Genomic DNA, 25,138 nt, shown 5'->3' with positions numbered 1-25,138 from the left:
GTAGTGTGGGGTTTCCCCATGTGAGAGTAGGTCATCGTCAAGATTAAATTCCGAAACCCCAATTGCGAAAGCAGTTGGGGTTTTGTTTTGCCCGCAGGAAAGTATTTTCCTGCCAATACAGGCCCTAACTGCTTGTTTTTGCCCTGATCTGACGCGAAATCCAAGCCCGACTGTAGGACAAAACACGACTAGCCATGGTGGTCGGAAAATGGATAAAGCCATGGGCGGACGAGGGCAGCAGATGGATTTCAACCGGTGCTGATCGTTGCCAGCGCTCAGCCAGTTCCAGCGTGTCATCGCGCAGTGGATCCAGTTCACCGGTGAACATCAACGCCGGTGGCAATCCGCTCAAGTCGCCGTACAGCGGAGACAGTGGCGCCTGCCGGCGTTCATCATCGCTCAATCCTGGAGTCAACAAGCGTAGCGCCTCGACCATGCCCGGGCCGTCGAGTACCAGCGTTTCAGCAGGTGCTGCGTGCACGCTTGGGGTGCCGGCGAGATCGTAGACGCCGTAATAGAGCAGGGCGCCGCTGACCCGCCGCAGCAAATCGGATGATGCTTTGAGCGCTAACAGGGTGGCAGCTGCCAGATGCGCGCCTGCCGATTCGCCGACAACGATTACCGGCAGGCCGACGAACTCCGTGCAATCATCGCTCAGCAGCCAGCGTGCGGCGCACAGACAATCCTGCATGAGATCCTCAACGGGCGTATTGACTGCCAACCGATAGTCGACCGATACCACCGCCACGTTGCATGTCTTGACCATGCCGATATTAAGGTCGTCGTTCATCCGTGCATTGCCGATCACCCAACCGCCACCGTGGTAATCCAGCACCACACCTTGAGCCTTTCCTTGCGGGCGGATGATTCGGACAGGCACTGACACACCTTGCGAATACACCACAGTGTTTTGCGCATGCAGGTCATGCTTGAGCGGTTTGTCCGCGCTGACAATCTGACTGGCACGCAGCAGTGCCTGAATCAAACGCGGCGTCAGCCGATTGCGGATGCGAAAACGCGGCAGCCAGGCGAGCTTGCGATTGAAGCGTTGCATCTGCGCCAGATCACTATCGCTGAACTCAAGCACATTCTTAGCCAAATCCTTCCTCCTCAGGTTGCAGCGCCGGCTCAATATTCCCCACCTGCGGCAATGTCTCAGGTACCGCCAGCCACAACAGCACAAACGCCACTCCGGCAATCACCGCCAGGGTCAGAAATGCCGCGTTGTAACCGGCCTCCTGCAGCACAATGCCCGCCACGCTGGCACTCAATGCTGCGCCCAGACCAAACACCGTCGAGAGAGCGCCGAGGCTGATGTTGAAGTGTCCTGTGCCCAGCGTCAGGTCTTTCACTACCACCGGGAACAGCGCACCGAAGATCCCCGCGCCGACGCCGTCGAGCATCTGCACCGCTACCAACCAGTAAGGGTCGGCGGATAACGTATAAAGCACGCCACGCAGCGGCAGAATCAGGAAGCCTGCGAGTAGCAGCGGCTTGCGTCCCCACACATCGGCTTTGGCCCCGACCAGCAAGGCGACCGGCACCATGACCAGTTGTGCGGCAACGATACAGGCCGAGGTCAGTGGCGTCGCCATCTGCAAGTTGACCTGCGCCAGTTTCTGGCTCACCAGTGGCAGCATCGCTGCGTTGGCCAGGTGAAAGAGGGCGCAGCAGATGGCGAACATCAGCAGCGCCCTGTTGGTCAGCAACACCGCCAATCCCGAGGGCGCTTTATTGTGTGTAGCGTCGCTGGGGTCAAGGCCCCGGGCCAGATCATGGTTGATCGCGTTGGCATCGACGAAGCTCACGGCGATAACACTGCACAGCGCCATGACCGCCATCAGATAAAACACCGCCACCGGCCCGAACAGGTATGCGAATCCACCGGCCAGCAGCGCCGCGCAGGCGTTGCCGGCATGGTTGAAGGTCTCGTTGCGTCCGGTGCGTCGGGTGAACGCGCGCGGCCCGGTGATGCCCAGGGTGATCGCCGAAATGGCTGGAGCGAACACCGATGCCGCGGCGGCGCTCAGCGCTTGGGTGATCGCTACCAGACTGAAGGACGTCACGAAGGGCAATACCACGCAACTGCCGGTCACCAGTAACGCGGCAATCGCGATCACTGCTCGTTTACTGCGTGTGTTGTCGACCAGGGCACCGGCGGGCGTCTGGGTGACAAGGGCGGCAATGCCAGCGAGGGTCATCACCAGCCCGATGCTGGCCGGCTCCCAGTGATGAACGGCCAGCAGGTAAATGGCCAGATACGGCCCGAGACCATCGCGCACATCGGCGAGGAAGAAATTCAGGCTGTCCAGCGAGAGGTTGTTGCGACGATTGGTATGAGTGACCACGCTGGCATCTTCAATAAACGAGGTTCGGCGAAATGCCTCAACCTCCGCTAAGTCAGTGACTTGTCGCCTGCGGATTTAGTTTCCTGGCGGATGCCGACGGCACACACTTTTTCGCTCGGCGCTCGCCCCAGCAATGGCAAACCGATCAAGGTCAGACCGATACCGAGTAGCGTGCTGGCACTCAGCGGATCGTCGAACTGCATCCACGCCCACAACAGTGTCACCGGTGGCGTCAGAAACAGCGCGCCACTGATGCGCTGTATGCTGAATTGCTGCAAGCACAGCCAATAAAATCCGTAGCCACCAAACGTCGAGAAGATCACCAGCCACAGCACGCCACTGACGAAATCCGCAGTGATGGGCGGGCGCAATTCACCCTCAAGGCCAGCCAGCAGCGCAAATACAGGAATCACCGCGCATACCTGAATGAACAGCGCCGTGGTGGCCGGTATTGCAATGCCCGGCCGGGCTTTCTCAAACAAGGTGGCCGCCGCCAGCGACAATACCGCCAGTAACGGTAAGCTGTAGGCCCACAACCCCGCACCGGCCCATTCGACACTCGCGGCGCTGGCCAGCAGCATGCCGATCACGCACAGCGCCACACCCAGCCATTGCCAGCCACGTGTGCGCTGGCCTGGGACGCTGCCGGCCAGCAGCACGATCATCAGCGGCAACAGATTGGCAAACAGTGACGCAGTGCCAGGCGTGACGCCAAGTTGAATCGAGGCGGCAATCGGTCCGATGTAGCCACCCATCGCGAATAGCCCAAGCAGTGCCTGATGCCACATGTCCTTGCCGCGTAAACCACGCAAGCCGGCCCAGGCGAACGGCAGCAACAGCAATGCCGCCAATACAAAACGCCACAACGAGGCCAGGTATACGCTGCCCTGATCGGCGACGTAGCGATAGCCAATGAACCCCGAACTCCAGCTGACCACCATTGCCATCAGCAGTAAAAAACGAACAGGCATGACGTTCATCGCATGGCACCTGACAGAGGAATGAGTTCGATGATATGAATCAAGCACTGATGCATTCAAACGATACGATCCGCACCACTGATGCAGGAATTCTCAAGCATGGCCGAAGCCCTTGATATCGAACTGTTGCGCACCTTTCAGGCAATCGTGCGCTTCGGGCAATTTCTCGCCGCCGCGAGTTTCCTCAACAAGAGCCCGTCAGCGGTCAGCCTGCATGTGCGGCGTCTGGAAGCGCTGGCGGGCGGGCGCTTGCTGGAGCGCGATAACCAGACGGTCAACCTCACGCCACTGGGTCGACGCTTCGCCCTGCAGAGCGCCGATTTGCTACGCCACCACGATCAATTGCTGGCGAGTTTCAGCACGCCGCTGGCTAGCGGGCGAGTTCGCCTGGGGATTTCCGAGGAATACGCCGGCGCGGTCCTGGGCTGTACGTTGCCGCACCTGTCGGCAGATTTTCCGCACATCGAGTTGGAAGTCGAAACAGGTGCCAGCGGTCGGTTGAGTGCGCGTCTGGAACGCGGGCAACTGGATCTGGCGTTGCTGGTGGTCGTCGCAGACGCGCCGCCATCGACGCGTTGCGTAAGGATGCTGGGCCTGACCCAGCCCGTGTGGGTCGCCGCGCACAATTACACGCAGGATCTCACCCGGCCGGTACCGCTGGCCTTGCACGGCAAGGGTTGTCCCTATCGCAGCGTTGCCGTGGATGCATTGAGCGAGCAGGGACGCCGGTGGCGCGCAGTGATTGTCAGCGCCGGTGCCAGCGCGCTGGAAACAGCCATCGAGGCCGGACTGGCGGTGGGCATTGTTGATCGTGCGCAAGTGCGCCCTGGCATGCGCGTGTTGAGCGGTGAGGAGGGATTACCCGAGTTGCCGCTGCACGAGTTGCGCCTGATGCAGGCACCGGGTGAATTGAGTGAGGCGGGGGAGGTTCTGGTGCGCTTGATCGGTGACGGCTTCGTGTTGTGACGCGTTGAGCGACGGCGGCCTCCGGGCAGGGCCGCCGTCAGTCATTACATCAGTTGATCCGCGGATGCTGCTGCACCAACTCCTTGCGCTTGGCTTCCAGTTCGGCGATTTCGGCGTCGATGTCTTCGATTTTCTGCTCGATGTTGTCGTGGTGTTCCTTGAGCAGTTCCTTGGCTTCCTCAAGATCCGACGCCGCCGGTGCGGCACCGCGCAGCGGTTTGTTGGCGGTCTCTTTCATGGTCACGCCGGTGATCAGGCCGACCACGGCAATCACCATCAGGTAATAGGCCGGCATGTACAGGTTGTTGGTGCTTTCTACCAGCCAAGCCACGGCAGTCGGGGTCAGGCCGGCAATCAGCACCGAGACGTTGAACGCGGCGGCCAGTGCGCTGTAGCGGATGTGCGTGGGGAACATCGCCGGCAGGGTCGAAGCCATGACGCCGATGAAGAAGTTGAGCAATACCGCGAGGATCAGCAGGCCTGAGAAGATCAGGCCGATCTTGCCGCTGTTGATCAGCATGAACGCCGGGATCGCCAGCAGGAACAGGCCGATGCTGCCGATCACAATGAAGGGTTTGCGGCCAATTTTATCGCTGATAAAACCAATCGCCGGCTGCACGAATAGCATGCCGACCATGATCGCGATGATGATCAACACGCCACGGTTTTCGCTGTAGTGCAGGTTGTGCGACAGGTAGCTCGGCATGTAGGTCAGCAGCATGTAATAGGTGACGTTGGTCACCGCTACCACGCCAATGCAGGTCATCAGACTGCGCCAGTGTTTGGTCGCGACTTCCTTGAACGAGACCTTCGGCCCGCCCGCCAATCCTTCACGGTCACCTTCTTCGAGTTTCTCGACATGCTGTTGAAACGCCGGCGTTTCTTCCAGCGCATGCCGCAGATAAAGGCCGATCATGCCCAGCGGCAGGGCGAGGAAGAACGGCAGACGCCAGCCCCATTCGAGGAATTTCTCTTCGCCGATGATCGTCGAGATCAGCACCACCACACCGGCGCCGAGGACGAAACCGGCAATCGAGCCGAAGTCCAGCCAACTGCCAAGGAAACCGCGCTTGCGGTCGGGCGCATATTCGGCGACGAAGATCGAGGCGCCGGTGTACTCACCGCCGACCGAAAAACCCTGGGCCATTTTCGCCAGCAACAGCAGGATCGGCGCCCAGATACCGATCGACTCATACGACGGTATCAAGCCGATGGCGAAGGTACTCAGCGACATGATCACGATGGTCGCTGCCAGCACTTTCTGTCGCCCGTATTTGTCGCCCAGCGCACCGAAGAACAGCCCGCCCAACGGACGAATCAGGAACGGCACCGAGAAGGTCGCCAGTGCCGCAATCATCTGCACGCCTGGATCGGCGCCGGGGAAGAAAATCTTGCCCAGTGCATAGGCGACGAAGCCGTACACCCCGAAGTCGAACCATTCCATGGCGTTGCCCAGTGCGGCGGCGGTGATCGCCTTGCGCATCTTGGCGTCGTCGACAATCGTGATGTCTTTCAATCCGATGGGATTGACCTTGTTTTTCCTTGATTTCATGCGGGTCACTCATAGCTGAACGGATTCGATGCCATTGTTTTGCTGGCATGGGTTCTTTCCGTCAGATACAAGAAGACACGAAAAAATTCACTGCTCAGGGCATTTTTGTCGTGCGCACCCGCCAAGACGCAGCAGAGCCCACCCGGCGGCGATTACGCAAAAGCACAAGACGTCAGGCTGAAAACCCGGATAATGGCCGCCAATTCGTTTTTGCTCTCTGGTAAACCCGCATGGAAATCAAGGTCAACTTTCTCGACAACCTTCGACTTGAAGCCAAGTTCGACGACTTCACGGTGATCGCCGATCAGCCCATTCGCTACAAGGGCGATGGCTCGGCACCGGGGCCGTTCGACTACTTCCTGGCGTCGTCGGCCTTGTGCGCGGCTTACTTCGTGAAGCTGTACTGCGAAACGCGCAATATCCCGACCGAGAATATTCGCCTGTCGCAGAACAACATCGTCGACCCGGAAAACCGCTACAACCAGATCTTCAAGATCCAGGTCGAATTGCCGGCGGACATTTCCGAGAAGGACCGTCTTGGCATCCTGCGCTCGATCGATCGCTGCACGGTGAAGAAGGTCGTGCAGACCGGTCCCGAGTTTGTGATCGAGGAAGTCGAGAACCTCGACGCCGATGCGCAGGCCTTGCTGATGCCGCATTCGACCTCTGAAGCGGGCACCTACATCGCCGGCAAAGATCTGCCGCTGGAGCAGACCATCGCCAACATGTCGGGGATTCTCGCCGATCTGGGGATGAAGATCGAAATCGCCTCGTGGCGCAACATTGTGCCTAACGTCTGGTCGTTGCACATCCGCGATGCGCATTCGCCGATGTGTTTCACCAACGGCAAGGGCGCGACCAAAGAGGGCGCACTGGCCTCGGCACTGGGCGAGTTCATCGAGCGCCTGAACTGCAACTTCTTCTACAACGACCAATTCTGGGGCGAGGACATCGCCACCGCCGAGTTCGTGCATTACCCGAACGAGCGCTGGTTCAAACCGGGCCCGAAAGACGAGCTGCCGGCAGAGATTCTCGACCCATACTGCCTCGACATTTACAACCGCGACGGCGAGCTCAAAGGCTCGCACCTGTACGACACCAACTCCGGCAACACCCAGCGCGGCATCTGCTCGCTGCCGTTCGTGCGCCAGTCGGACGGCGAGGTGGTGTACTTCCCGTCGAACCTGATCGAAAACCTGTTCCTGAGCAACGGCATGAGCGCCGGCAACACCCTGGCTGAAGCCCAGGTGCAATGTCTGTCGGAGATCTTCGAGCGCGCGGTCAAACGCGAAATCCTCGAAGGTGAAATGGCCTTGCCCGACGTGCCGCAGGCAGTGCTGGAGAAGTACCCGAGCATTCTCGCCGGGATCAAAGGGCTGGAAGAGCAGGGCTTCCCGGTGCTGGTCAAGGACGCGTCGCTGGGCGGTGAATTCCCGGTGATGTGCGTGACCCTGATGAACCCGCGCACCGGCGGCGTGTTCGCCTCGTTCGGCGCGCACCCAAGCTTGGAAGTGGCGCTGGAACGCAGCCTGACCGAGCTGCTGCAAGGCCGCAGTTTCGAAGGCTTGAACGATCTGCCGCAGCCGACATTCTCCGGCCAGGCCGTGACCGAGCCGAACAACTTCGTCGAGCACTTTATCGACTCCAGCGGGGTGGTGTCGTGGCGCTTCTTCAGTGCCAAGTCTGACTTCGAATTCGTCGAATGGGACTTCTCAGGTCAAGGCGAAAACTCCAACGCCGAAGAAGCCGCAACCCTGTTCGGCATCCTTGAAGACATGGGCAAAGAAACCTACATGGCGGTCTACGACGACCTCGGCGCCAATGCCTGCCGGATCCTGGTGCCGGACTACTCGGAAATCTATCCGGTGGACGACCTGATCTGGGACAACACCAACAAGGCCCTGCAATTCCGCGGCGACATCCTCAACCTGCACAGCCTGAGCAAGGTCGGTCTGCGCAACCTTGCTCAAGGCCTGGAAAACAGCGAGCTGGATGATTACACCGACATCACTACGCTGATCGGCATCGAGTTCGACGACAACACGCCGTGGGGCAAACTGACGATTCTGGAACTGCGCCTGCTGATCTACCTCGCCTTGCAGAAGTTCGAACAGGCCAAGGATCTGGTCGAAGCCTTCCTGCAATACAACGACAACACCGTCGAGCGCGGCTTGTTCTACCAAGCGGTGAACGTGTGCCTGGAAATGGAACTGGACGAGGATCTGGAGCTGGCCGATTACGAGGCCAACTTCCGTCGGATGTTCGGTGACGAGCGCATGGACGCGGCGATTGGTTCGGTCAATGGCAGCGTGCGCTTCTACGGTCTGACACCGACCAGCATGAAGCTCGAAGGGCTGGATCGTCATCTCCGTCTGATCGACAGCTACAAGAAACTGCACGCGGCGCGGGCTAATGCGGCGGCGTTGAATCGCTGATAGCAGACGGTCACTTCTGCTGAGTAAACCTGTCGTGAGGGGATTTATCCCCGATGGCGCGCAAAGTGGGCCGGGCTTCTTCAACCAATAAAGAAGCGGGCCTGCTACGCAGTCCATCGGGGATAAATCCCCTCACCACAAGTGAGTATTGTGGGGACATGGAGTCGGCAAAATGACTCTCACGAATACTGCTGTGTACTTGAGCGCCAACGCCATGAACCGCATGGATCAGGACGGCACACTGGACGCCAATCCCGTCTCCGCCGCAAAACCTGCGGGAACCCGCCGCTAANTCGGCAAAATGACTCTCACGAATACTGCTGTGTACTTGAGCGCCAACGCCATGAACCGCATGGATCAGGACGGCACACTGGACGCCAATCCCGTCTCCGCCGCAAAACCTGCGGGAACCCGCCGCTAATTCTGTGTCCACTGCACAACCCCATGTGGGAGCGAGCCTGCTCGCGAAGAGGGCGTGTCAGTCGCCATCGCTTTGGCTGACAGATCGCATTCGCGAGCAGGCTCGCTCCTACATTGGATTTCTGGCAGCCGCCAAACCTGAGTCCACCCAATAACCCTGTGGGAGCTGGCTTGCCAGCGATAGGACCGTTTCAGCCAACATCATTATCGGTGCCGTCAGCGCTTGCACTGCGCCTGCACCACCTGGCAAGTGTTCGGCGTCCCTCCGGAGCGGCTCGCATAACGCATGCAGTTATTCATCGACTTCTTGCGCGCCATGCTCAAGGTGTCGCCCCAGGCCAAACCGCCTTCGCCGGAAGTGGGCACGGCTTTGGCGTAGCAGTTCGAGCCGTTGGTGGCGTAGCGCTTGCTCGAACAGCCGGCCGTCAGCGCCATGGCAGTGGCGAGCAGGGTAAGTAGCACCCAGGACGAGCATTGGCGTGCGGTGATTGTGGTCATCTGGGTTCCTCGTTGAGTCATGCGCCTCAATTGCCTCGCCGACAGGCGTTGGGCATTATCCAGCAATCGACATAAGGAAGCGTCCCCAATGCGTGCACCCACACTACACCTGATGTGCGGCAAGATCGCCTCGGGCAAATCGACACTGGCCCAATTACTGGCTGAGGAGCAGCGCGCGCTGGTGCTCAGTGAGGATCAGTGGCTGTCGCGGCTGTATCCGGAGCAGATCAAATCCGTGGCGGATTACCTTCGATGTGCGCGGCAGATTCGCGGGGTGCTGGGGCCGTTGGTGATCGATGTGCTTACCGCGGGAGTGAGTGTGGTGCTGGATTTTCCAGCCAATACCGTGGCGGATCGGCAGTGGTTGCGAGGGCTGGCGGATACTGCAAAAGTGCCGCATTGCCTGCATTATCTCGAAGTGGATGATGACACCTGCCGCGTCCGGCTGCATGCACGCAACGCGCTGGCGGAGCATGAGTTCGCGGCGTCGGATGCGGAGTTTGATTTGATCACGCGTTACTTTCAGGAGCCGGACGTGGGCGAGGGGCTGGAGATTGTCATGCACCGCAATCGGCAACAGGGCTAGTTCCCACAATGATCTCAGTCTGCCAACCTGCTGCATGACCCTGTAGGAGTGAGCCTGCTCGCGATGGGGCCATGTCAGGCATCCCGCACGCTCTGCTGCACAAACCGCTCGATCAACCACCGCGCCGCCGGTCCCGGTGGCAGGTCGGTGCGGTAGATGACGTCGAACGGGTAGATGCCGCTCTGGTACTCCGGCAGGTTCAGCCGCACCAGTCGGCCGGACTGCAAATCTTCCTCGACCATCGGCAACGGCATGTTCCCCCAGCCAATCCCTTCGCGCAGCAGCATGTGCTTGGCACCCAGATCCGCCAGGCGCCAGGTGCGGTTGCTGAGAACGGCGAAGTCGCGATCCTTGGTCAGTTGCGAGCGATCGGACAACACCAGTTGCGTCAGTTCACGCCCGGCCCCCGGTGTGTTCGCTTCACCCGAAGCCAACGGATGATTCGGTGCCGCCACCGGAATCAACTCGACATTGCCGGCACCGATACGCTCGATCGCATCGATGCCTTCGTTCATTGGCCCACTGACGCCAATGATCGCCCCGCGATTGATCACCCGCTCAGTCACTGCCCCCAGCGCCTCCATGTGCAAATGCAGGGCGACGGTGGGAAACGCCTCGCGAAACGACTTCAACGCATCCACCACCCGCTGCGGCGGCAGCATCACGTCCAGCACCACATGCACCTCAGCTTCCAGCCCCTGCAACAGGCCTTTGACCTTGGCGCGCAAGCCATGCACCCCGTTGGCGATGGTGCGTGCCTCGGCCAGTACGGTCCGGCCAGCCTCGGTAAGTTGCGGTTTGCGCGTGGTCTGGCGATCGAACAGCGTTACCCCCAGCTGCAATTCCAGGTTGGCCATCGAATAGCTGATCACCGATGTTGCGCGGTGCAGCTTCCTCGCGGCGGCAGCGAAACTGCCCAGTTCCACCACCGTCAAAAACACCCTCAGTTGATCCAGCGTCGGCGTGCCTGGGTCGGAAATCATGGCTGTTTCCTCGTCATATTCAGCGTAGCGATATCCTCGCTAAGGTCTATCAGCTTGTCTATTTTATAGAACGTAATGATCGAAATTAGTCGGCTATTCAGATTAGCTGGCCAGGCGCACCATTTCCTCACTCGGACGATTCATCTCGGATCGCCGCACGTTTGAAGGAAATATCGTCATGACCACTACCGCAAACATTGCTCCAACCGCTACTGAACAAACCCGCAATGACGTCACCCAGGCCTCGGCCTCGTTGATCGGCCGCATTCTGCTCAGCGCGATCTTCATCCTCTCCGGTTTTTCCAAACTGGCGGCGCCGGCGATGATGATCGGCTACATCGGCTCGGTCGGTCTGCCGCTGCCGCAAGTGGCGCTGGCGCTGGCAATCATCGTAGAAATCGGTGGCGGCCTGGCACTGATCGCCGGCTACCGCACCCGAACCGTCGCCGCTGTGCTGGCCGTGTTCAGCGTGGTCACTGCGCTGGCGTTCCACAACGCCTTGGGCGATCAGAATCAGTTCATCCACTTCTTCAAGAACATCGCCATGGCCGGTGGCCTTCTGCAAGTGGTCGCGTTCGGCGCCGGTCGTTTCAGCCTTGACGCTCGTCGTCACTGATCACGCGCTACCCACTCCAATCGATCGAGGTCTCTCATGAAAGCCATCCGTGTGTACGAATACGGCAACCCCGAAGTGTTGCAACTGGAAGACATCGCCGACCCTGTAGCCGGCGAAGGTGAAGTGTTGATCGAGGTCGCCGGGGCAGGGGTCAACCCGATCGACTGGAAGGTGCTGTCCGGCGCGATGAAAGCGTTCATTCCGCTGCCACTGCCGTTCACCCCGGGCGTTGAAGTGTCCGGCAAAGTAATCGCCACTGGCCCCGGTGTGACCCAATTCAAGCTCGGTGATGAAGTGTTCGGCTTCATCAACATCGTCGGTGGCTATGCGAGCAAAGCCGTGGCCCCGGTGAGCAAACTGGCGCTAAAACCGCAATCCCTCAGCGCCTTGCAGGCTGGTGCCGTTCCGGCCACCGCGCTCACCGCGTGGCAAGCGTTGACCGAGCACGCTGGCGTGCAGCGGCGGCAGAAAGTGCTGATCCACGCCGCAGCTGGTGGCGTGGGCAGCATGGCGGTGCAGATTGCCAAGTATCTGGGCGCCGAGGTCATCGCCACCGCCTCGGGCAGCAATCATGCGTACCTCAAGCAATTCGGTGCAGACTACGTTATCGACTACACCACGCAGGCGTTCGATGAGCTGGTATCTGAAGTCGACGTGGTGCTCGATCTGGTGGGCGGTGACACCCAGAACCGTTCGTTCCGCGTGTTGAAACGCGGAGGCTTACTGATCTCGCCGGTCAGCGCGCCGAGCATCACGCTGGCCAATGACTACGGCGTAACCCCGATCAACTTCGCCACCCGCTCCGACGGTGCGCAGTTGTCGTTGATCGCCGAACTGTTCGATCGCGGCCACCTCACGGTCGACGTCGAAGTGTTCCCGCTGAGCGAGGCGCAACGTGCGCTCGAGAAAAGCCTGAGCCGCCGTGGTCACGGCCGGCTGGTCCTCGATCCCACGAAGTAGTTCGCCGCTCACAATTGCACTGCAGAGACCTTCCTGCTCTTCATCGGGCAAATACTGAAGTCGGGTCAAATGGTCGACCCGGCCTCAGCACGCCATCAGCAAAATCAGCACTTTGCCCGCATCAGGGCAAAACGGTCGGGTGGTGATCAGTCAGTTGGCGCACGACGATCTCCACCGCCTGATCCACGCTGACATTCGCTGTGTCGAGGCAAAGAATCGGCTGCGCCCAGGCTTCATATTCATGATTCGCCACGGAGGACCATGTCGGTGGCGTCAGCCCCATGATGTCTGATTGCCGCTGCTCAACCCGACGACGATGCTCACGTCGATCCGAGCAAATCACTTCGATGTTGAGCAACGGCGCTCCCGAGCGATCCGCGATGTCGGCCCACGCTTGCCGGCTTTCAGCGACCGGATTCACACAATCAACCACGACGCTGTGGCCAGGACGCAGGTTGTTCGCGGCCAACTCGTTGGCTACCCGGTAACCACTGGTACCCACATCATCCGCCAGAACCCCGGCGTTGCGGATGGCTTGTTCGATCGTGTCGATACGCAGGCAGGTTGCATCCAGCCGGGTCGCGAGTGATCTGGCGATGGTGGTCTTTCCGGTTCCTGGCAGCCCGCTGAAGACGATTAGCATTGGCAGTCCTTGTTCGCAGTGGCCCAGGTCGTGCGCAGAAGTGGATGAAGACCTGACTTACAACGCCCACATCCGAACCAGGGCAAATTGCAGATCCACAGTGACGCATGTCCGGCCATCCACCCATTCATCTTCGCGAAGGCGACGTCCGGTATTGGTTTCGCGCTCGCCTTTGGCGATGACCAGGACGAACAGGCGGGTGGGGCACTCGAAAGAGCGCAACCGATCAACATCGGCCCGCACTGACCAATCGCCTTCCAGGCACTTGGCCTGCGAGACATCGCCCAGGCATTTGATTTCGGCGACCATCCTCGGCGCGCCGTTGTCGTCCAATGAGTACAGGTCCGCTTTGCGTCGGTCGCCTATCGGCAGATCCGTCCAGATCTCGATCTCATCTTCGAACCAGGCTTGCAGACTGATCTGGGCTTGAATCCAATGCTCGCGGCAACTGTTGAGTTGCAGCACTTGCTCAAGATTCTTCTCCATGCCTTGAAAGGCGCGCTCGAACAAACCGAGCCATTGAGTGGTGTCCATTTCACATTTCCTGTGTCAGTCCATTTGGGGGAGGGATTATGGACGGAATCGCCTTCAACCGAAAACTCCACATTCATCACCGAACCCTGTAGGAGTGAGCCTGCTCGCGATAGCGGTATATCGCTGATATTTGCGTTGTCTGACACACCGCTATCGCGAGCAGGCTCACTCCTACAGTGGCTCTCTGGCAGATACGGACAAAAAACGCAGCCCACGGCCCAATCGCGCAGGCATTTGCGTGCGCAGTCGTTCTGTCATATTTGGTATCAGTTGATTGCAGATAGTAGCCAGCCCAACACTAATTCCAATGAGGCTGCACTGTGTTTCAACGTCTTGTGTGTTCGCTGTCCGTTCTGAGCCTGTCCATCGCCGCTGCCCACGCCGCCGAGCCTTTGGTGCTCGACACGCCGCGTCTGCAAAGCATCGACAACTTCCGTGATGTCGCCGGCCTGACTACTGCGTATTCCACCGCCCACGACGGCACCATGCGTAGCGGCGTGTTTTACCGCTCCAACGCGATCACGCCGTCGGCAGCGGATCTGGCGACCCTCAACAGCCTCGGCATCAAAGCCGTCTACGACCTGCGCACGCCGAGCGAAATCGCCGGCACGCCGGATACGATGCTGACCGGTGCGACCTACCAGAACATCGACATCATCGGCAGCACCACCTCCGGCGCGAACATCACCACCGTGTCGTTCAAAAGCGCGGCCGACGCCATTGCCATGATGGAACAGACCAACCGCGCCTTCGTCAGCGACGTCGGGATGCGCGGTCAATTCGGCAAACTGTTCAACGAACTGGCTACCACCGACGGCGCACAATTGTTCCATTGCACCGCCGGCAAGGACCGCACCGGCTGGACCGCCGCCGTGCTGCAAAGCATCGCCGGGGTCGACAATGCGACCATCATGGCCAACTACCTGGCGACCAACAACTACACCGCCGCCCGCGTCGCCGCGACCCTCAAGGCGCTGCCGCCGAGCATGGCTTCGGTCTACGCGCCACTGCTCGGTGTGCAGGCCAGCTACTTGCAGGCCGGTCTCGACGAGGTCACCGCCGAATACGGCAGCATGGACAACTACCTCAAGCAAGGCCTCGGCCTGTCCCAGGAAACCATTTACGTCCTGCGCGGCAAACTGGTCGAGTACAACAGCCTGCCGGGTCAGGCCGGGCTGATCGGCAACGCCGCTGCCGGTGCCGAATGGTTGCGCGAGTTGCAGAACAGCAACCTGTCCGGCACCTACAGCGCCTACAACTACTACCTGCAATCGGCGATCGACGCCGGCACCCTCGGCGGTGTCGAGTCCCAGGTCGGCGGCCAGGTTCACGCCGACGCCGCCAGCTACCTGCTGCGCCAGAATGCAATGATCGAGCAAGCCGCCGCGCCCTATGCCAGCGGCACCGACCTGAAAGTCGGCCAATACCGTTTGTGGACCACCGCGCTGGCGAGTTACCTCGGCACCGACGGCTCGTCCCACGCCGAAAGCAGCAACGAACACAGCCAGGGCCTGCTGATCGGCATCACCCAACGTTTCTCCGAACAACTCAGCGCACGCGGCGGCTTCGGCTACAGCAAAGGCACCGTCGGCGGCGCGGGCGGCGAGGCCGATACCGATTTCACCTTCTTCAACCTCGGCGCGCGCTACGGCTTCACTAGCCTGGAACGTGGCCTGTTCGTCGACGCCAATGCCAGCGCCGGCTACGTCGATTACGACAGCAAACGCGAACTGGGCGGCGGCCTCGGCACGGCCAAGGGCGACACCCACGGTAACCTCACCGGCGCGACGCTGGCGCTGGGTTACCGCGCCCCGGTCAACGGCATGATCCTCGAACCCAGCCTCGGCTTGCGCGTCAGCCACCTCGACCTCAAAGGCTTCCAAGAGAAGGGCAGCGAACTGGCACTCGACATCGACGACAACACCGCCACCCGCCGCAGTGCCGTCGCCAACCTCAACGTGGCGTTTGCCCCGGTGGCGATGGGCGCCTGGCAACTGGTGCCGGGCGTACAAGTCGGCTACGAACGCACCCTGGGCAACAACGACGTCAACAGCCAGGGCCACCTTCTGGGCCTCGACATCGAACAACGCGCCGCCTTCGACAACCGCGACCAGTTCAGCGGCGGCGTCAACCTGATGGCCAGCCTCGGCGCGGTCAGCGTCGGCGCAGAAGTCGGTGCCAGCGGCGGCGGTGACAGCCATGGATTCAGCGGCAGCCTCAAGGCCAGTTACGCGTTCTAAAGCAGGGATAACAACGCAAGGTCAAGGATGACCACCATTGACAAAGCACCAGCAAAACCGTTGGAACGGCCAGATGCCAATCCTGAGTCCACTGCATATTCCTGTGGGAGCGAGCTTGCTCGCGAAGAGGCCATGTCAGTCACCACCACCTTGGCTGATGCACCGCATTCGCGAGCAAGCCCGCTCCCACATTCAGATTCCGGCCAGCCGCCAACTCTGAGTCCAGCACATCAGCAGTGTCACCGACCAGCGCCAATCCTGAGTCCACCAACTAACCCTGTGGGAGCGGGCTTGCTCGCGAAGAGGCCATGTCAGTCACCACCACCGTGGCTGATGCACCGCATGCGCGAGCAAGCCCGCTCCCACATTCAGGTTCCGGCCAGCCGCCAACTCGGAGTCCAGCACAGCAGCAGGGTCACCGACCAGCGCCAATCCTGAGTCCACTGCATAGTCCTGTGGGAGCGAGCTTGCTCGCGAAGAGGCCATGTCAGTCACCACCACCGTGGCTGATGCACCGCATGCGCGAGCAAGCCCGCTCCCACATTTGTATCCCGGCCAGCCGCCAACCCTGAGCCCAGCACATAACCCCACGGCACCGACCAGCCGCAATCTTGAGTCCACCAACTAACCCTGTGGGAGCGGGCTTGCTCGCGAAGGCGTCATGTCAGCCAACATCACCATCAACTGACCCATCAGCATTCCCGTCGATAAACCAATCAACCCCGCCCCCTCATCTGCGCCGGACTAACCCCATACGCCTGCTGAAAATACTGACAAAACCGCCCGACATTACTGAAGCCAAAGCGCAACGCCACCTCCGTCACCGACGCCGAATGCCGCTGCCCCAGCGCCTCGAAAGCGCGCTCCAATCGCACCTGACGCTGATACGCCACAATCGACATCCCGACAAACCGCCGAAAGCCCTCCTGCAATGCGCGCTGACTGACATTGCTCAACCGCGCCAACTCAACCCCACTCACCAACTGTTCGGGATGCGCCTGAATAAACTCCACCGCCAACTTCACATGCCGCGGCGCCACCCTCGGCGCCGGCTGGCGCAACGCCTCGGTAAAATTGTGCGGCCACGCCTCCAGCACCGCATCAATCAACATCTCACGCAACCGCGACGGCATCAGCGTGCCGCTATTGAGCAACAGATCAAACTCCGTCCCCGTCGCCAGATCAATCAACGCCTTGATCCCCTGGAACGCCGACGTGTGCAGATCCACCACCGGCTCAAACACAATCTTCTGCACAATCGGCCGCCCCAACAACGCCGCCAAACGCTCAGTCAGTTGCCCCCGATTCACCGAAATCCCGTGCTGCGCGTGATTGTCGAGAAAACGCATCGAACGGATATCCGCCTTATCAATCGCCAACCCCACCTGCGCCACACCGACGGACTCGGTGCGGTGGTTGAACACAATCTTGCCCGCCGTGGGAATCACAAAAGTGATCTCGTCCTGCGGGTCGGGGAAGGTGACGGTGAAATCACCGTGGTAATGCATACGCCGGAAACTGACCCCGTCGTGCCGCCCGTAGACGCCGCCGATGATGATGTTGGAGGGGATCGGCGGGGTGTCGGCGTAGCGATTGCCGAAGAGCCGGGAGAAGAGGGCGCCGAAGTCTTCGGAGTGGAGGTTTTCGGAGCGGAGGATGATTTTTTGGCGAGGTGGGGCGACGGAGTACACCTTGGGGCACCTTTTTTTGGGGCTCTTGGGTAAGTGGGGAGAGGCGCAGGGGAGGTTAGCAGGTTGGGGGTGACAGGTTTGTGACGGGAGATTGAGTCACTGGAGACGGCCAATAACCCCCAGGTATATCCAGCAGCAGCGGGCAGATACTTCAGGTAAGTGCTTGCTTAGGTTGCATCTAAAAAAACTAAGGGTTTTTAAATATCTGCTCTGTCATTTTCATGGTTGGAATGATCAATGACTTTGTGTAATAGGTTTTATATCCATACGCGGTAATGCGTACCTTGCAGGGTATGAAAGCTTTATTGGCTAGTAGCGGTCGGACGGCTTCGTAATCATTCAGGTCGAGTTGCGTCCCATCGGGTCTTGTATTGTAAAAAACAAGTTCTGAAGTGAAGGTGTGATTTGGTCTGGCTTGGCTGCTCGCATTCACCAGGCCTTCAGCCTTTATATTGATTGAATGCTCGGACGAAAAATTCATGTCGCCGTCTAACGAGCAGGTCAGCGTTGGCGTGAGCTGATTAGAGTTTTCGAAATCATTGAATGCGCTAGCCAAATCTACTGTTGAAGTAAATTTCACAGTAAAAAGATTATTCGGCCCTAATTCGAAAGACGACAAAGTAAGATCGGCGGGCGGGATGTTGGCTGTTTTTACACAGCCAGCGCAGAGAAGTAATGTGAGGTAGACGAAGCAGCGATATAGATTCATTAACCGAAAATACCATTGATGGAATCAAAAATCAGATCGAGCGCTGATTTTGTTTCCTGAACCGGCTGAATGAACATCCAATCTGCAGAGGCGTGGTGGATATCGATGGTTTTGTTCATAGTCGGACCGGATTTTATATTCCAGCGCTCGCCGAAATCAGCGACGCTGTCAGAAGAGTCGGGTTTGCTTGAGTTGGCTCGAATGTTAATCCAGGTCTCTGCGACAGGTTGCGGCTCTGACATGTAGATATCCGAGCCCAGCCATACCCAAAAACCTTCGCCGACAGGGTCAAGTGTCACCAGGAATTTAATGCTGTAACCCGCTTCAGATAAAATTTTAGAAAGATGTGCTCCGTTCCATCCACCCAAGCTGTGACCCACGATATATACGGGGCTTGATTTGCTGGGTATTTTGTCGATGAAGTTGGTTTTGATGTCTCCGGAACCTTTGGCGTCGTTGTAGCCTCTGGCCCAGCTGGTGTATTTGGTTTTCAGTTTTGCGTTTGGGCTTATTCTGTTATCAAGCAGATTTTTTGCGGCATCGATGTTGTGATAGGCACCTTGGAAATAATACTTTTCCTGGTCTGCGGCGCCACCGATAAAGAAGACGATGGCTTTCTTTTCCGGAACTGGTACTGCTTTGACGGTTGAGTCATTTGCAGCGGTCAATGTTTTCGTTGCCGCAAGGCTTGCGGTGTTGCCGTTTGGAAGAACAATTTGCTCTGCGGCCATTACTTAGTCTTCCAGAAAGATTTTGATGGTTTCTGCCAAGTGCGAACTCACCATATGGGTGAAGCCCATTGAATCGCTAACGCCATGTTCCAGGCTTCCATCCTCACGTTGGATGGCGTAACCGTGATTAGGCATTGGCTCGCCGGTCGTGCCGTCGACCAGTTTGATCTTGTCGCTGAAGTGCACCGGCATCGGCAGTAAACCGCTGAAGGGCGCTGATACAACGGTGTCGCCGATGATGACGGTGCCGGAGCCGCCAATGACAATGTTGCCGTGGCCTCCGGTGCTGTCTACTGTCGCGGCGTTCAGGCCGTTGATGAATACAGTCGAACTGATGCCCCCGGTAATTGGGCTACCGCAGGCGGATTTGTCGGTCATGCGAGCAGCTGCGAGGCCGTCGAAGAATACGTTCGGCGAGCCGCTGGCAATAGGATTGGTACCGTGTCCTGGAAGTGGGCAACTGGTGGGGTCTGAGACGCGAGCAGCTGGTTTTCCACTCATGGGAGGTTCCGTTTCGAAATGTGAGTAGGCGAGCTCGAGATTCTCGAGCGAGCGTTGGGCGGCAGTTTGATTAGGCGATTGCTGTTTTTACGAGCAGCAGCTCTACGTAGCCGTCGCCCAAGAAGGGATGGCTTTCAGTTCTGAAATGCGGGGGCGTATCTGAGGAGTTGTGGCGCGGTGGCGCTTCCGTACGCGGGGCATTCATAAAAATAAATCGTCCTTGAAAAATCGCCGTGAAGGATGCCCGAGGTGAAGGTCTCGTTCAACGAGATTTTCGCGCGTACTCGTACTTTTTGATCTCGTTCCCGAACTTTTTTGCAGAGCGTAATAGGCCGCTGCCGTCATTACTAAATTCAGGCTGAGGGAAACTCCAGGCTGTCGAGATCGATTTCGGCATAGGTCCCGAGTTCGCCCTTGTAGAGGGATACTCTGGATACTCTTAGCTCAGATTGTAGAAAACCAACGAGTACACTGAGACTTGAGTGTTTGGACATGCTTGTTGGATGCACCACGGTAGCCTTGCCGGGCTCATCGTCGTAGGTTCGGATCATAAAAGTGTCTTCGCCGGTCTGGATGACATAGTTAACCCCACGGTATTCATAGCCAGCGTCATGGTCGACATCATCGAAACGAGTAGCAGTTGTTATTTTCAATGTGGATTTCCGTTGAATTGACTCGTGGCAGGTAGCTTTTCGAACCGTTCGTGTTGATGTCCATTAGGCAATACCCTCCGTGGCACCAGGCTAGCTAGCGGCCACAGAGGCCTTACGAGTTACTGCATCGGCACAACATTATCCAACGCCTGATTCACCGCCAACTCCCCGAGCATCACCACCTGCGCAATGCCCAGCAGCGTCTTGCGAATCGGCCCCTCAACCAGCGCAGCCACGTCCCCCAACATCACCGTCGCTGAACCCAGCGATTCACTGGCGTTCGCCAGCAGTTCCTCGGTGGCGATTTTGGGGTTGGCGAGGAATATGGCGTTGGGTGTGTAGGGCGTGGCCATGATCTGGCTGGCGGGGTTGAGGTAGTGGTCGAGGGCGCGTTCGGCGGCTTCGCTGAGTTTTCGGGAATCGGGGGATTCGTAGGGGGAGACCGTTTCGGTTTCGGGTGGGTTCGGTGTGACTTTGAACATGATGATGCTCCTGGGAAAACGATTAGGGAGCCATCACGCTTCGCTACCAAACGAAGGGTGGCGGCCATGCACAGGTTGGTAGACCGGCCCAGGAGCCCGGCGCGCCCTAAGACGCCCTACGCATGACCACCATAAAACAGGGACGAGAAATCGACCTCTGCATAAGGGGAGCTATGCGACCTGGAAGTGCCGGGCTACCAAACCCGATCGCTGCTTTTCAGCGACCGACCCACGATAGAACCCGCACTCTGGGCGCACAAGCCGGCGGATTCTGGCGTAGTCGTAGGCAATGGCGCAAGGCGTTGTAGCCTGGGATGACGTAACACTGGGTGTCTTTAAACGGCTCTGGCAAAACCTTAAACACGAGCGAGAAACTGACCGATTCGCGGCTTGAGCATTTCGATCGCGGTGATACGATCGTGGCGCGCCACCCACGCCAAAGAGCAGAATCGATCACCATGAAACCCAGTTTCGAAAAAATCCCCACCGAAGTCACTGCCTCGTGGACACTGCTGAACCGGCGTTTGCCGGAGGCGATTCCGTTCGAATGGCATCACCATCCCGAGTACGAGCTGACGCTGACGTTGAACAGCCGTGGACATCGCTATATCGGCAATGACGTCGCGCCTTACGATGACGGCGATCTGATTCTGGTCGGGCCAAACGTGCCGCACAGCTGGTCGTCGGCTGAGCGGGTCGATGCCGGGCAACCGCATGTAGCGCTGGTGATCTGGTTTTCGGTGGCGTGGGCGGAGTCGCTGGTGGCGTTGTTTCCGGAGTTGGGTTCGTTGCGGCAATTGCTCGCGGCAGCGCGGCAGGCGTTGAGTTTCAGTGCGGTGGCGTCGCGGGAGATTCGGCCGCTGATCGAGGCGATGGTCGAGCAGGAGCCGGCCGAGCGTTTGATCGCATTGCTGACGGTGTTGAGCAAACTGACGCGGGACGTCGATGCCAGGCGAATCCTGCCGGCGCCGGACTCGCAGGTTGGCAGTCAGATTGTTGAGGATCCGCGCATCCATCGGGTTCTGGATTATTTGCATGCTCACTACGCCCAGGCGATCAGCATTCCCGCGTTGGCCGAGATGGCGTGCGTCAGTGTGTCGGCGTTCCATCGGATGTTCCGTCGTCATACGCGCAGCACGGCGTTGGACTACATCGTGCGGCTAAGAGTCGGACACGCCTGCGCGCTGTTGATGCAGGGGCACTCGACGGTTTCGTTGATTGCCGAGGCAGTGGGGTATTCGTCGCTGGCGCTGTTCAATCGGCAGTTCAAGGCGTTGAAGGGGCTGACACCTTCAGAGTTTCGTCGTCAGCACGGTCATCATTTTCTGTAAGCGGCGCGCTGCTTAAACGCCACAATCGTATTAGTCGACGCGGCAAATCAGGCTGCCGTCGCCACCCTCTAAAGTGGTCCCATACCTGCACCCACAACAAAGTCTGCAGGTCCCCCGATGAGCAAATACCAGGCATTCGAGAGCGCAACGCTTCCGGAGAACTACCGCGACAGCATCGTCAAAATGAAACGCACCTTGCGCGCGCAGATCGGCGATGTACAGGGGCTGTTCGCCGAGGTCAGTGAGTTTATTGCCGGCGAAATTGCGTCGATCAAAGCGCAGGAGGCGAAGACCGGGTCGGCCTGGCCGGTGCTGGAGTTCGCTGAGATCGCCGCTGGCACAGTGACTGCCGAGCAACTGGCCTTGATCAAGCGTCGCGGCTGCGTGGTGATCCGCAATCACTTCCCCCGCGAGCAGGTGCTGCAGTGGGACCAGGGCTTGCTGGATTATCTCGACAGGAACCGGTTCGATGCGGTTTACCGTGGGCCGGTTGATCAGTTTTTCGGCAATCTCGAGGCGTCGCGGCCGGAGATTTTTCCGATCTACTGGTCGGCGTCGCAGATGCAGCTGCGCCAGGATAAGCGGATGGGCACGGCGCAGGCGTTTCTCAATCGATTGTGGAAGACTCATTCGCACGGTCAGGACTGGTTCAATCCGGACGTCAACGCGCTGTATCCGGATCGGGTACGTCGGCGTCCGCCGGGCACCCACTCGAAAGGCCTTGGCCCGCACACCGATTCCGGGGCGCTGGAGCGCTGGTTGCATCCGGCGTATCTGAAAGTTTTCGACAAAATCTACTGCAACGACTTCGCGGCCTACGACCCGTGGGATGCGGCGTTTCGCACCGAGGTGGATGAATACGCCTACAAGGACACGGTCAAGTGCTCGGCGTTTCGCACGTTTCAGGGCTGGACTGCGCTGTCGGACATGCAGGCCGATCAAGGCGTGCTGCACACCGTGCCGATCCCCAAGGCGATGGCCTACCTGCTGCTGCGGCCGCTACTTGATGACGTGCCCGAAGACGAGTTGTGTGGGGTGGCGCCGGGCAAGGTGCTGCCGGTGTCGCGGCAATGGCATCCGTTGCTGGTGGAGGGGCTGAGTCCGATTCCGGACGTGCAGGCCGGTGATTCGGTGTGGTGGCATTGCGATGTAATCCATAGCGTCGCGCCGGTGCAGAACCAGCAGGGCTGGGGCAACGTGATGTACGTGCCGGCGGCGCCGATGTGTGCGAAGAATCTGCATTATGCGCGGGATGTGTTCAAGGCGTTCGAGCAGGGGGCTTCGCCGGATGATTTTCCGCGTGAGGATTATGAGCGGTCGTGGGAGGAGCGTTTTGCTGTGGAGCGTCTGAACTCGCTGGGGCGTGCGGGGCTTGGGCTGGAGTAGGTGAGTTTGGGGTTTGGGGCCGGTCGCGGCCCATCGGGACGCTGCGATGTTTCGCTAAATCCTCTCACCACCGTTTTTTGTTTTGTCTGATTGAGCGGGGTGCCTTTCGGACAGCGAAACGCCCAAGGGTTTGGCACATCCTGAATGTTTAGGACGGCTTACTGCCTTGGGCGGGATGGGCGCAGATTGGTCGACGGCAATGCGAGGAGAAAGATAGAACTGCTTCGGAAAGCCTACAAGCCAGCCACTTCCGCAAGATTTGTAGGCAAATGCGCGGGCGCTTGTAGCCCCAATGTGGGGGTGATAACGGCCTGATATGAGTGGTTTGCCTGTTGGTGGTTGAAAACGGCCATGGCTAGGCGGTTTTTGAACTGGCGGCAGACTTGGGTTTTTCGCTGACTGGGCTGGCGTTTTCGCGAGCAAGCCCGCTCCCACAATGGTTTTGCGGTGTTCTGGAATGGTGTGGTCGGCGCAAAACCTGTAGGAGTGAGCCTGCTCGCGAAGGGGCATCCACGGTGTGTGGATTTATTCATCACCATTCTGGACACAGTGTTTGTCCAGCCGACCGATTTTTGCCGTGCGCTTGAACCCCTAACATCGTCTCCACTCCGTGAACAAACACGGTTCCCCCACGAGACGGTGAACATCATGAAACTGGCAAAAATCGCTCTTCTTCTGGTCTTCGGTGGTATCGGCGCGCAAGCGTTTGCAGCTGACGAGACCGCGCAAGTCGAGGCCTACAACGCCGCTGCTCAAGCAGACATCGCCCATGTGGTGTCGATCTCCGAAGCGGCCAATCAGTGCGGCGCGGTGCCGGTGCAGATGACTTATGACGACTCGACCGGTGCACGACATGTCGTGCAATACCAGGTGATGGGAAGCGGTTGTTCCAACGGTTGATGGTCGATGCCGGCGCTGGAGGGTCGACACTCCAGGCCTGCGGCACTAAGCGTCGGCGAGTTCTTTGGCACCGGCCATGTCTTCATCGGATGCCAGCAGTTGCGGGATGGCGGTTTTCAAGAACTCCACCCAGGTCTTGATTTTGGCGTCGACGAATTTGCGCGACGGGTAGATCGCGAACAGGTTGTATTCCTCCAGGCGGTACTGCGGCAGTACTCGCACCAGCGTTCCTCCGACCAATCCTTCGACGGCTGATGCCAGCGGCTGAATGCCGATGCCCATGCCATTTCTGATCGCCGTGGCCATGCCGTCGGCGGTGTTGATGTGGAAGGGTGAGTCGGGGATATTCTGCGTTTCCATGCCTTGCGGGCCTTCGAACACCCAGTTGTCTGCGGGCATCACCGTGTTGACGATGCGCAGGCAGTCGTGCGCTGCGAGGTCGGCGGGTGTGGCGGGGTGGCCGCGTTTGGCCAGGTACGTCGGTGAGGCGCAGAGGATGCTGTAAGTAGTGCCCAGGCGTTGCGCGACGAAGCCGGAATCCGGCAGGTCGCGGGCGAGGACGATCGACATGTCGTAGCTTTCTTCGAGCAGATCGGGCAGGCGATTGCTCAGGGTCAGGTCGAACATCACCGTGGGGTGAATTTCGCGGTAGCGGGCGATCGCATTGATCACATAGTGGTTGCCGATGGCGGCCATGGCGTGGATCTTCAGACGCCCGACCGGCAAGGTCTGCGCGGTGCCGGCTTCGTCATCGGCCTCGCGCAGGTCATCGAGGATTTTTTCGGCGCGCTGCAAATAACGCACGCCGGCTTCGGTCAGGGCGAGGCGGCGGGTGGTGCGGTTGATCAGGCGCGTGTGCAGCCGGGCTTCGAGGCTGGAGACGGCTTTGGAGACGTTGGTCGTGGTGGTGTCGAGCACATCGGCCGCAGCGGTGAAGCTGCCGCTCTGTGCGACGGCGACGAAGCAGCGCAGGGTCTGAATAACGTCCATCGT

24 protein-coding genes are annotated in these 25,138 nt (G+C 59.2%); 9 read left to right on the top strand and 15 right to left on the bottom strand.

All coding sequences use genetic code 11. The features are described from left to right. Positions 1-124: 124 nt before the first annotated feature. The 3 genes from VLA07_RS23825 to VLA07_RS23815 are packed head-to-tail and all read right to left on the bottom strand — an operon-like array spanning position 125 to position 3,328. A complete protein-coding gene (locus tag VLA07_RS23825) occupies positions 125-1,054 on the bottom strand; it encodes an alpha/beta hydrolase fold domain-containing protein (protein ID WP_333991838.1) in 930 nt (309 codons plus the stop codon). A 37-nt stretch (positions 1,055-1,091) separates the two neighbouring features. Then, complete coding sequence (locus tag VLA07_RS23820) at positions 1,092-2,348, bottom strand: MFS transporter (protein ID WP_247269029.1); 1,257 nt, start codon at positions 2,346-2,348, stop codon at positions 1,092-1,094. A gap of 47 nt (positions 2,349-2,395) precedes the next feature. Then, positions 2,396-3,328 carry a DMT family transporter gene (locus VLA07_RS23815; protein ID WP_333991827.1) on the bottom strand — a complete coding sequence of 311 codons (933 nt, stop codon included), beginning with the start codon at positions 3,326-3,328 and terminating at the stop codon, positions 2,396-2,398. A gap of 99 nt (positions 3,329-3,427) precedes the next feature. Between VLA07_RS23815 and VLA07_RS23810 the strand changes: the two genes are divergently transcribed. Further along, positions 3,428-4,294, top strand: coding sequence for a LysR substrate-binding domain-containing protein (locus tag VLA07_RS23810; protein WP_115990024.1), 867 nt, complete (start codon positions 3,428-3,430; stop codon positions 4,292-4,294). Between the two features lie 49 nt (positions 4,295-4,343). Here the strand turns inward: VLA07_RS23810 and proP are convergent, their stop codons facing one another. Further along, positions 4,344-5,846, bottom strand: a complete 1,503-nt coding sequence (gene proP, locus VLA07_RS23805) for a glycine betaine/L-proline transporter ProP (RefSeq protein WP_333991825.1) — start codon at positions 5,844-5,846, stop codon at positions 4,344-4,346. A gap of 230 nt (positions 5,847-6,076) precedes the next feature. Between proP and VLA07_RS23800 the strand changes: the two genes are divergently transcribed. After that, positions 6,077-8,281: an OsmC domain/YcaO domain-containing protein gene (locus VLA07_RS23800; protein ID WP_333991823.1), complete on the top strand. Its 2,205-nt coding sequence runs from the start codon at positions 6,077-6,079 to the stop codon at positions 8,279-8,281. Between the two features lie 636 nt (positions 8,282-8,917). Here the strand turns inward: VLA07_RS23800 and VLA07_RS23795 are convergent. Continuing rightward, complete coding sequence (locus VLA07_RS23795) at positions 8,918-9,199, bottom strand: hypothetical protein (RefSeq protein WP_247842672.1); 282 nt, start codon at positions 9,197-9,199, stop codon at positions 8,918-8,920. Between the two features lie 88 nt (positions 9,200-9,287). On the opposite strand from VLA07_RS23795, the gene VLA07_RS23790 reads away from it, so the two are divergent. Then, positions 9,288-9,785: an AAA family ATPase gene (locus VLA07_RS23790; RefSeq protein ID WP_330208047.1), complete on the top strand. Its 498-nt coding sequence runs from the start codon at positions 9,288-9,290 to the stop codon at positions 9,783-9,785. Positions 9,786-9,859: 74 nt separating this feature from the next. On the opposite strand, the gene VLA07_RS23785 is transcribed toward VLA07_RS23790, so the two are convergent. Next, positions 9,860-10,768 carry a LysR family transcriptional regulator gene (locus tag VLA07_RS23785; RefSeq protein ID WP_103367604.1) on the bottom strand — a complete coding sequence of 303 codons (909 nt, stop codon included), beginning with the start codon at positions 10,766-10,768 and terminating at the stop codon, positions 9,860-9,862. A gap of 178 nt (positions 10,769-10,946) precedes the next feature. Here VLA07_RS23785 and VLA07_RS23780 point away from each other — a divergent pair, with 178 nt between their 5' ends. Then, positions 10,947-11,384 carry a DoxX family protein gene (locus tag VLA07_RS23780; RefSeq protein WP_123588109.1) on the top strand — a complete coding sequence of 146 codons (438 nt, stop codon included), beginning with the start codon at positions 10,947-10,949 and terminating at the stop codon, positions 11,382-11,384. A 36-nt stretch (positions 11,385-11,420) separates the two neighbouring features. Continuing rightward, on the top strand, positions 11,421-12,344 hold the full coding sequence (locus VLA07_RS23775) for an NADP-dependent oxidoreductase (RefSeq protein WP_333991816.1): 924 nt from the start codon (positions 11,421-11,423) through the stop codon (positions 12,342-12,344). Positions 12,345-12,465: 121 nt separating this feature from the next. Here the strand turns inward: VLA07_RS23775 and VLA07_RS23770 are convergent, their stop codons facing one another. Continuing rightward, positions 12,466-12,987 carry an AAA family ATPase gene (locus VLA07_RS23770; protein WP_333991814.1) on the bottom strand — a complete coding sequence of 174 codons (522 nt, stop codon included), beginning with the start codon at positions 12,985-12,987 and terminating at the stop codon, positions 12,466-12,468. A gap of 57 nt (positions 12,988-13,044) precedes the next feature. Continuing rightward, positions 13,045-13,521, bottom strand: a complete 477-nt coding sequence (locus VLA07_RS23765) for a hypothetical protein (RefSeq protein ID WP_027613790.1) — start codon at positions 13,519-13,521, stop codon at positions 13,045-13,047. A 320-nt stretch (positions 13,522-13,841) separates the two neighbouring features. On the opposite strand from VLA07_RS23765, the gene VLA07_RS23760 reads away from it, so the two are divergent. After that, on the top strand, positions 13,842-15,761 hold the full coding sequence (locus VLA07_RS23760) for a tyrosine-protein phosphatase (protein ID WP_333991811.1): 1,920 nt from the start codon (positions 13,842-13,844) through the stop codon (positions 15,759-15,761). Positions 15,762-16,477: 716 nt separating this feature from the next. Here VLA07_RS23760 and VLA07_RS23755 read toward each other — a convergent pair. From VLA07_RS23755 to VLA07_RS23730, 6 genes are all read right to left on the bottom strand, one after another. Beyond that, entirely contained in the window at positions 16,478-17,452 is a 975-nt protein-coding gene (locus tag VLA07_RS23755) for an AraC family transcriptional regulator (protein WP_333991810.1), read from the bottom strand. Between the two features lie 187 nt (positions 17,453-17,639). Next, positions 17,640-18,161 carry a hypothetical protein gene (locus VLA07_RS23750; RefSeq protein ID WP_247269039.1) on the bottom strand — a complete coding sequence of 174 codons (522 nt, stop codon included), beginning with the start codon at positions 18,159-18,161 and terminating at the stop codon, positions 17,640-17,642. Beyond that, positions 18,161-18,892 carry an alpha/beta hydrolase gene (locus VLA07_RS23745; RefSeq protein WP_247269040.1) on the bottom strand — a complete coding sequence of 244 codons (732 nt, stop codon included), beginning with the start codon at positions 18,890-18,892 and terminating at the stop codon, positions 18,161-18,163. Before VLA07_RS23745 ends, VLA07_RS23750 begins: the two co-directional genes overlap by 1 nt. Before the next feature lie 3 nt (positions 18,893-18,895). Beyond that, the gene (locus VLA07_RS23740; RefSeq protein WP_247269041.1) at positions 18,896-19,393 is read right to left on the bottom strand and encodes a PAAR domain-containing protein; all 498 of its coding nucleotides are present in this window, start codon (positions 19,391-19,393) and stop codon (positions 18,896-18,898) included. A 353-nt stretch (positions 19,394-19,746) separates the two neighbouring features. Continuing rightward, positions 19,747-20,046 carry a hypothetical protein gene (locus tag VLA07_RS23735; RefSeq protein ID WP_333991806.1) on the bottom strand — a complete coding sequence of 100 codons (300 nt, stop codon included), beginning with the start codon at positions 20,044-20,046 and terminating at the stop codon, positions 19,747-19,749. Between the two features lie 119 nt (positions 20,047-20,165). After that, positions 20,166-20,528 carry a DUF6124 family protein gene (locus tag VLA07_RS23730; RefSeq protein WP_333991804.1) on the bottom strand — a complete coding sequence of 121 codons (363 nt, stop codon included), beginning with the start codon at positions 20,526-20,528 and terminating at the stop codon, positions 20,166-20,168. A gap of 458 nt (positions 20,529-20,986) precedes the next feature. Here VLA07_RS23730 and VLA07_RS23725 point away from each other — a divergent pair, with 458 nt between their 5' ends. From VLA07_RS23725 to VLA07_RS23715, 3 genes are all read left to right on the top strand, one after another. Next, complete coding sequence (locus VLA07_RS23725) at positions 20,987-21,859, top strand: AraC family transcriptional regulator (protein ID WP_333991803.1); 873 nt, start codon at positions 20,987-20,989, stop codon at positions 21,857-21,859. Positions 21,860-21,976: 117 nt separating this feature from the next. Then, positions 21,977-23,245, top strand: coding sequence for a DUF1479 domain-containing protein (locus VLA07_RS23720; protein ID WP_333991802.1), 1,269 nt, complete (start codon positions 21,977-21,979; stop codon positions 23,243-23,245). A gap of 648 nt (positions 23,246-23,893) precedes the next feature. After that, entirely contained in the window at positions 23,894-24,145 is a 252-nt protein-coding gene (locus tag VLA07_RS23715; RefSeq protein WP_027613803.1) for a DUF2790 domain-containing protein, read from the top strand. A 45-nt stretch (positions 24,146-24,190) separates the two neighbouring features. Here the strand turns inward: VLA07_RS23715 and VLA07_RS23710 are convergent, their stop codons facing one another. Continuing rightward, positions 24,191-25,135, bottom strand: coding sequence for a LysR family transcriptional regulator (locus VLA07_RS23710; protein WP_333991798.1), 945 nt, complete (start codon positions 25,133-25,135; stop codon positions 24,191-24,193). Positions 25,136-25,138 lie beyond the last annotated feature (3 nt).

Source organism: Pseudomonas sp. S3(2024) (assembly GCF_036861315.1).
In the GTDB taxonomy this organism is placed as follows: domain Bacteria; phylum Pseudomonadota; class Gammaproteobacteria; order Pseudomonadales; family Pseudomonadaceae; genus Aquipseudomonas; species Aquipseudomonas putida_A.
The sequence above is the reverse complement of the archived record's forward strand: the minus strand, read 5'-3'. Positions and strand labels throughout refer to the sequence as shown.